This is a genomic window from Mucilaginibacter sp. (assembly GCF_028288105.1).
In the GTDB taxonomy this organism is placed as follows: Bacteria; Bacteroidota; Bacteroidia; order Sphingobacteriales; family Sphingobacteriaceae; genus Mucilaginibacter.
Window position 1 is genome coordinate 56,373 of the sequence record NZ_JAQBOI010000090.1, and the last position, 7,764, is coordinate 64,136.

General features: G+C 42.4%; 5 protein-coding genes and 1 riboswitch. All 5 genes read right to left on the reverse strand.

The genetic code is table 11. The features are described from left to right. Nucleotides 1-13: 13 nt before the first annotated feature. The 5 genes from JWQ85_RS06565 to JWQ85_RS06585 all read right to left on the reverse strand — a co-directional run bounded on the left by JWQ85_RS06565 (nt 14) and on the right by JWQ85_RS06585 (nt 7,705). The gene (locus tag JWQ85_RS06565) at nt 14-1,462 is read right to left on the reverse strand and encodes a SusD/RagB family nutrient-binding outer membrane lipoprotein (protein ID WP_299465748.1); all 1,449 of its coding nucleotides are present in this window, start codon (nt 1,460-1,462) and stop codon (nt 14-16) included. 4 nt (nt 1,463-1,466) lie between these two features. After that, the gene (locus JWQ85_RS06570; RefSeq protein WP_299465751.1) at nt 1,467-4,679 is read right to left on the reverse strand and encodes a SusC/RagA family TonB-linked outer membrane protein; all 3,213 of its coding nucleotides are present in this window, start codon (nt 4,677-4,679) and stop codon (nt 1,467-1,469) included. A 372-nt stretch (nt 4,680-5,051) separates the two neighbouring features. Next, nucleotides 5,052-5,160: riboswitch (SAM riboswitch) on the reverse strand. Nucleotides 5,161-5,425: 265 nt separating this feature from the next. Continuing rightward, nucleotides 5,426-6,511, reverse strand: coding sequence for a nitronate monooxygenase (locus JWQ85_RS06575; protein ID WP_299465754.1), 1,086 nt, complete (start codon nt 6,509-6,511; stop codon nt 5,426-5,428). Next, nucleotides 6,504-6,881: a nuclear transport factor 2 family protein gene (locus tag JWQ85_RS06580; protein ID WP_299465757.1), complete on the reverse strand. Its 378-nt coding sequence runs from the start codon at nt 6,879-6,881 to the stop codon at nt 6,504-6,506. Before JWQ85_RS06580 ends, JWQ85_RS06575 begins: the two co-directional genes overlap by 8 nt. Nucleotides 6,882-6,958: 77 nt before the next feature. Further along, entirely contained in the window at nt 6,959-7,705 is a 747-nt protein-coding gene (locus tag JWQ85_RS06585) for an SDR family oxidoreductase (RefSeq protein WP_299465760.1), read from the reverse strand. Between the last annotated feature and the right edge of the window lie 59 nt (nt 7,706-7,764).

Here is a 7,764-nt window from a genome sequence, read left to right on the forward strand (position 1 = left end):
GGCCGATAAAAAGTTAATTAACATCAAACCAGAGTTTGGTTGTCAGCGCATCGGCGCCCTGACTGGCTACCGCAGCATTATAACTCGCTCCGTTTAACGATTGCTCCGTTCCCGGATAAATGAACCTGACTGGAATTTTCCCCCCAAGTGTACCTGCAACAGCCGGCTGTAGCTGCGGGTAATCCAGCCTCCGCCATTCAGCAAAAGCTTCCAGTCCCTGGCCAAACAGCGCTATCCATTTCTGGTCGCCGATAGATTTTTTGTAGTTTGACGGATCGTACTGCACAGCGGGTGATGCCAGGTAAGTGTTAACCGTGGCATCGGTAATTCCATACTGTTTTAACGAAGCCCCAATTGCCTGTTTGTATAAATCTGCCGCGTCTTCAGCGGTAAAGCCGCGTGCGGCAGCCTCCGCTCTGTCAAACAATACTTCGGCATAACTGATGATCACAGCGGGAGCGTTGGGCGCTAAAAAGTATGTGCCCGGTTTAGAGGTTTTTGTAAAGCCATAAGCACTCGCATCCCCTACTAACAAACCATTAGGTAACCCTACATAAGTTTTAGGGGTTGCATCTTTAGTGGGGCTGGCGTATATAGGTAAGCGGGGGTCATTAAGCTCAAATAATTTATCTACTATTGTTTTGCTGATACGGTAATCATCCCTGGTATCAAACAAGTTGCTTATTGGGTTTTGATTAGGGGATGTGGAATATACCAGCTGGGCAATCTCGCTATTATCGCTGATGTAACCACTTCCTTCTGCCTGTATATCTGCTAAAACCTGTTTTGATTTTTCAGGTTCGCGGTCGGCTATTCGTAAAGCAATACGTAAACGTAAAGAGTTGGCAAATTTTTTCCATAAGCCAATACCATTAGCTTTACCACCATAAATAATGTCGCCGCCAATTGCGGGGCCTGACGTATTTAAAGATGCCTGTGCAGATTTCAGATCCTCTAATAAAGCAAAGTATACGTCTTTTTGTTTATCATAAGCTGGTGTAAGGTATTCTTTAATGTTTGTTGCCTGTGTATACGGAATATCGCCGTAAGCATCTGTTAATAAAGTAAAAACCCATGATCGTAATACCAGTGCCACACCTTTATAATTGGGGTTTGATTGTTCATCGGCTAACTTAATTAATTGATTAAGATTAATTATTCCCTTCGTATAAGCTGTATTCCATAGGTCCTGAAAGGAAGTATTTGTATATATATATCTGTCAGGATCGGTATACTGTATTTTAGACCAGTTTTGCACAAACAGTAAACTCGCATCCATATTATTAGATGTTCCCCAATAAGTATCGGCAATGTTTTTTGTTATGCCTGTTAACAGGTAATCTGGCTGGGCGGTTTCTGATGCATTTGGATTTCGGTTGATCTCTTCCAGATTTTTTTTGCAGGCTGTTACAGATAGTAGTAATGCGCCGGACAATATGATAGTTGAATATTTAAATTTCATGATTTTAGAATTTAAGATTGATGTTAAACCCAATGTTACGTACAGTTGGCAGCGTTAAATCTTCCAAACCCTGTGCGTTACCGGTATTGAAAGCTGTTTCGGGATCGATGTTAGGGACATTTTTATGAATGATCCAAAGGTTACGGCCCACTAATGATACCGTTGCCGACTGCAGCCCAATGCCTTTAACCCATTGTGAAGGGAAGGTATAGCCAATTTTAATTTCCCGAAGCTTTACATAAGATGCGCTGTAAATAAAGGCTTCATCAACATTTGTAAAGCCTTTGTAGTACGATTGAGCAGGTACAATGGTGGTATTAGCTGTTCCATCCGCCTTTACTCCTTTAAACACCATCCCGTCGTCGTAAACGGTTTCGCCTGTGGGTGCACCTGCACCTGCGCTTACCTGCACCGCCGGCAAGGATGTGTTATTGTTGGGGTAGTAATAACTTAATCCACCGTTTGCTGTGCCGCGGCCGGGTAGGGTAGACGCTAATACTCCGGTATAAGTGCCGGTGCGGTTAGTATTAGAGTAAATAGAACCACCAATTCGTGCGTCAACTAAAAAGCTTACGTTTATATTTTTGTAGGTAACACTGTTATTGATACTTCCCAACCAATCCGGAGTAAATTTCCCCAAATACTTTTTGGTTGTATTAACAATAGGGGTTCCGTTGGCGCCAATAATTATTTGGCCGGATGCATCGCGAGTATAGGAAGTACCAGAAAGGGTACCATAAGGCTGACCAACTGCTGCCAATACATCAACCGTACGGTTGGTGCCTAAGATATAACTTTGAAGATTTCCTTCATCATAAAGTGATATGACTTTGCTCTTATTGCGGGAGTAGTTTATAGTGACATCCCAGGTAAGATCATTCGTTTTTACAGGTGTTATACCCAACTGCACTTCAAGGCCTTTGTTATTAATGCTGCCACCATTAATTAGCTTGGTGCTGTATCCGGTAGACCCACTAACAAGCACAGCTAATATTTGGTTAATACTGTTGGTATTATAAGCACTCACGTCAAGACGTAACCTATTATTAAAAAAGCCTGCTTCTATACCAGCTTCTGTAGATGTTGTAGTTTCGGGTTTAAGATTTGGATTCAAATCTATTGGGTTTATTGTTTGCTGCGGGTTTGCAATAGGCCCCTGTGGCGTGTTTAAAATAAACGGAGCCGCAAAATTGTAAGTATTGATAAGTTGATATGGTGTCGCCGCTTTACCAACTTTTGACCACCCGCCCCTTAGTTTTAAGTAACTTAATATGTCACTCTTTAAGTCCAGCGCTTCCGAGAGCACTAAACTTCCGTTAACGGATGGATAAAAGTAAGATAAGTTGGCCACAGGCAGGGTTGACGACCAGTCGTTACGCCCTGTTAAATTTAAAAAGGCGTAATTCCGGAACCCAATTTGTGCCGATGCGAAATAACTATAAGTTTTTAGTTTACCATAATAATTAGACGATACCAAAGGATCGCGTGAATTGCTTAAAGTATATAAACCCGCTACTGCAAGCTTAGGCGCTATCTGGTCATTTTGCTCATTTAGAATGGTACTGATGTTACCGCCTATAAAGCCATCGAATGAAAAATCTTGATTTAGCTTTTTTGTGTATTGTAAACGTGCTTCGGTATTGGTCTCGTTAACAGTATAGGCATCTTCTTCATAAGATCCAAAAGGGGTTCCGTTAGTGCCGTACGAAACTTTTATCTTGCGCCTGTCTGTATAATAGTCGGTACCCGTACGGAAGTTAGCAGACAAACCGCTGGCGATCTTATAGTTTAATTCCACGCTTCCAATGATCCTGTTTTTGTGTTGGCCAACAGTATTTTCATAAGCAATAAAATACGGGTTGCTGTAATAGCTGTTGTTCCAGTTAAAGGTGTTGCCACTGGCATCACGATAGTCTTTTAACCTATTAATATCTACTTGCCGGCCAAACCAAGTGAATTGCAGCATGGTACTTGTAGCCCGCCTGCCGTATGCACCAGGAAGGTTGCCCGCGTCATCTTTAATGTAATTAGCGATTGTAGTGATCGTTAATTTAGAATTAGGGCGGAAGGTAGTATTTAACAGGAATGAGTTTCTGCCCTGCGATGAATTTGGTACTACACCGGTTTGGTGCAAGTTGTTATACGATAGCCTGTAATCGAACTTATCGCTGCTTCCTGCAAAGGCGATACCATTGTTTAGGGTAACACCTGTTTTGAAGAAATCACGTACGTTATTTGGGTGCGCCACAAAAGGCACAGCCTCGCCGTTTGAGTAAAACTGCGGAATAAGCCTTCCGTCCAGTGGCGGGCCCCAGCTTTCGTCAACACCATCATTTACACCTCCGCCTTTACCATCTACATAACTGAATTTGCCGTTAGCGCCTTGCCCAAATTGGTTTTGATAATCAGGAAACACCTTTAAAGTAGCAAACGAAGTATTGGAGTTTATGGTAATTCCCAATCCCTGAGCGCCCTTGCCTGTTTTGGTCTTGATCAGGATAACACCTCCAGCTGCACGATAACCATATAAAGCCGCCGCATTTGGGCCTTTTAATACGCTGATAGATTCGATATCCTCCGAATTAAGGTCAGAAATTGCATTCGCGAAATCTCGGGATCCGTTTGTGCCTTGGAACTGCGAATTGTCTACAATAACACCATCCACCACAAATAAGGGTTGGTTATTGCCGGATACAGAGGTTTCTCCACGGATAACGATACGAGACGATCCCATATCGCCCTGGCTGCCGGTAACCTGCACACCCGCTATCTTTCCGGATAATGCATTGATCAGGTTGGTTTCTTTAGCCTCAGAAATATCTTTTGACTTAAGGCCCTGTACGGCATAACCCAGCGACTTTTTATCTTTTGATATATTAAGCGCTGTAACAACAACCTCGTTAAGGGAGTTTGGCGCTTCCAGTAAAACTATTTGGAGGGCTGTACTGCTATTGGTTACCGGAATTTCCTGTGTGGCAAAGCCGATGTAAGACACCCGCAAAACATCGTTAACGTTTGCATTAAGGGTGAACTTACCCAAAACATCTGTTTGGGCACCTCCTGTAGATCCTTTGATCCCAATGCTGACGCCGGGAAGCGGCTGTCCGTCGGATTTGGCGGTTACCACACCGCTTACTTTAACAGACTGGGCGCTAACCGTCTGTATGATGAGGAAAAGCAATAAAATTGCCAATAAGGGTTTGTAAATTTTATTCATGATAATTATTGTAAAGCGTTTAAAAAGTCAATACAAGTACATACAGGCCGGTTTGATTCAAGACAGATACTGTCAAAATCAATAGCCTATTTAAATTGTAAGGAATGAATTGGTAATAATTTCGGGCTTAGCAGAATTAACTAAAACCCTTAATTGCTATAATTAACAGCAACAACACATCGCTGGCATAGAGGTAGCTGTATACAGATCAGCGCGCAGATACGATGTTTTAGCGTAGAACTTACGGTTTTCGGGGTGGGTAGGGTTTGTTTTCATAATTAATATGGTTTGATATATAATTAATCGGCAATGGGAAGAGGAGGCGGATAAACGATATAATGAGTAGCCTATGAGGCATTGCAATATTTGCGAACATTATCTTTTCTGCATTACTGCAGACAGGAATTAGCACCTTTATACCTATGGCGTACAGGTTGCTAAGACATCATAGGGCCTTTCCCTCAGTCTTTCTTGATAATTAATAAGAACTATTTCGATGCAAATATATATTTATAATCTATAAAAACTATAGACATTATATAATTTAATTGTCATATGAAACAGGATCGATTTTTTTTACAGGCATCAATTGCTTTAACAGCCAAACCTGCGCGGTTTAAAGCTGTTGCAATAATTAACCCTGCCAACCGGTTTTTGGATGGATGAGTATTAAGAGAGGGAAAGGTATTTAATCCTTTAAGACATATGGATCGCTGGTTCGACCTACTCAGATCACGCTGTATAAATCAATGATGAAGTATTTGCTGTGTTTCGGCTATTAGAGCCTGCATTAGCTCGGTTGCTTTAGTATGTTTTAGATTAACCGCATTCTGCCCCGACCAAAAATTGATCATATCTGTTTTACCCTGGGCTAATGCTGCTGCTCTTAATGGCCCCATTAAACGGGTTTGCAGCGGGAATGGCAGCACCGCGGTTTCATAATTAACTTCTTCCGAGATCCTGTTGCGGATCATCCTGCCCATGCGGCCGGTTAATGATTTAGAGAGTATCGTGTATTTTGATTCATCGGTAAAAAGCCTTGCTTTGTGAACAGGCGTTGCGCCCGATTCATCGGTAACCAAAAAAGCTGTTCCTAATTGTACGGCATCTGCACCTAAAGTTAACGCGGCTGCAATGCCTTTACTATCTGCAAGGCCCCCGGCAGCAATAACGGGTGTTTTTATCTTGGCCTTCAACTGCTGGATAAGGGCGAAGGTACCGGTTAGAGAATCATGTGCCGGCCTCAGGAATGATGGGCGATGGCCACCTGCTTCAAATCCGGCAGCAACAATAGCATCAACTTTCGCCTCTTCCAAAGCCAGGGCTTCATCAAGTGTGGTGGCTGCGCCTATGGTTTTAATACCCAGCCTGCGGGCTTCATCTAATATCTCTTTTGAAGGAATGCCGAATATAAAACTAAACACGGCTGGTTTGATCTGGAAGATGGCTTCCACCTGTTTCAGGAATTTGGAAGGGATATTGGTATCCAGATCAGGCAAAGGGATACTTAGTTCATCAAAATATGGTTTAAATAGTGTCTTCACCTTTTCCAGGCTTTCAGCCGGGTAATTAATTAAGCTATCATCAACATCCGACACCCATAGGTTGATATTATAGGGTTTGTCTGTTTTCGCTTTTATGGCCTTATCGGCTTCCAGTATCTGTTCGGGGGTAAGGGTGTATGCTCCAAAGCTTCCAAGGCCGCCCGCGTTTGATACCGCGGCTAAAAGTTCGGGAGTTGAAAAGCCTCCACCCATAGGGCCTAACAGAATTGGGTATTTGATGCCTAAAAGCGAGGTTATTTTGGTCTGGTTCCACATGGCTTTAAACATTTACATGAGTTAATAACTTATTTACAATAACCCACGCCCCGTTGATCTTGGTTAAGGAAAGCAGGTCGTAATAATTAAAGTCAAACATAGGCACATGTACTTTAGCGATAGCTATGGAGTTAATAATTTCTATCGACAATATTTCCATGCGTGTTGTTTCGCCCAATTCAAAAGGGCTTTTGCGGTTTTTAACACCATCAAGATATTGATCAAGGCTTTTAAAATATGGTTGCCCATTAATATCGCCACTTACCAGTGCTTGGGGATGAAAGGTACTGCGAAGAAGTTCTACATCACCTTTAAATATACCATTAAAGTAGTTTGATAATACGGCTGCTACAGCCGTTGCATTATCTGCATAATTGCTCATCGTTTTTTATTTAAGGTATGCACCGGGTATATTGTCTCGTTGCATACCTGTTTGTTTATTTAAACTTACCTGACTAATTAACCAATGTGGTGGCCGGATACATGCCCGCCATCTAAGTTGATGATCTCGCCGGTTACAAAATTGCTGCCTGCCAGGTAAAGGGCCAATTCGGCAACATCCTGTGTTTCGCCAATACGGTTTAATAGGTGTAAACCGGCAAGGTCATCAGCATTGCTAACGCCGTTTTTAGCCTGTAAAGGGCTCCTGATAATGCCTGGCGCTATCGCGTTCACCCTAATATTGTTTTTACCAAACTCGGCAGCCAATTGCCTTGTTAAAGCATGAATACCACCTTTGCTTGAAATAGGTGCTGTTGCAGGGAAACCACCAATAGCATGGTCAACCAATACGGTGCCAATATTAATGATAGAACCTTCGCCTTGTTTCAGCATTTGTTTAATTGCGGCCTGGCTGGTAAAATAAGTGCCTTTCAGGTTGATGTTTAAAAAACTGTCAAGGTGTGCTTCATCAACATCTAAAAAGGGTTTTGGTTCAAATATACCGGCATTATTTACCAGTACGTCAACCGCGCCAAAGCGTTCAACCGCGGTATCAACAAGTTGTTGACCTGTTGCCGGGCTGCTAATGCTGCCGGTAACCATGGCTAATTGGTCATGATGACCCAGTTCGTTAAATGTTGCCGTTAAATTATCGCCATTAGCCGAGTTGATGACTACGTTATGGCCGTGTTGTAAGAATAAACCGGCAATAGCTTTACCAATACCTGTTGATGCGCCGGTTACTATAATTGTTTGTTGTTTCATGATCTTTTTTTAAGAATTGTCATTTAAATTATCTTTTAGCTGTTATCCCTTTTTCGCGG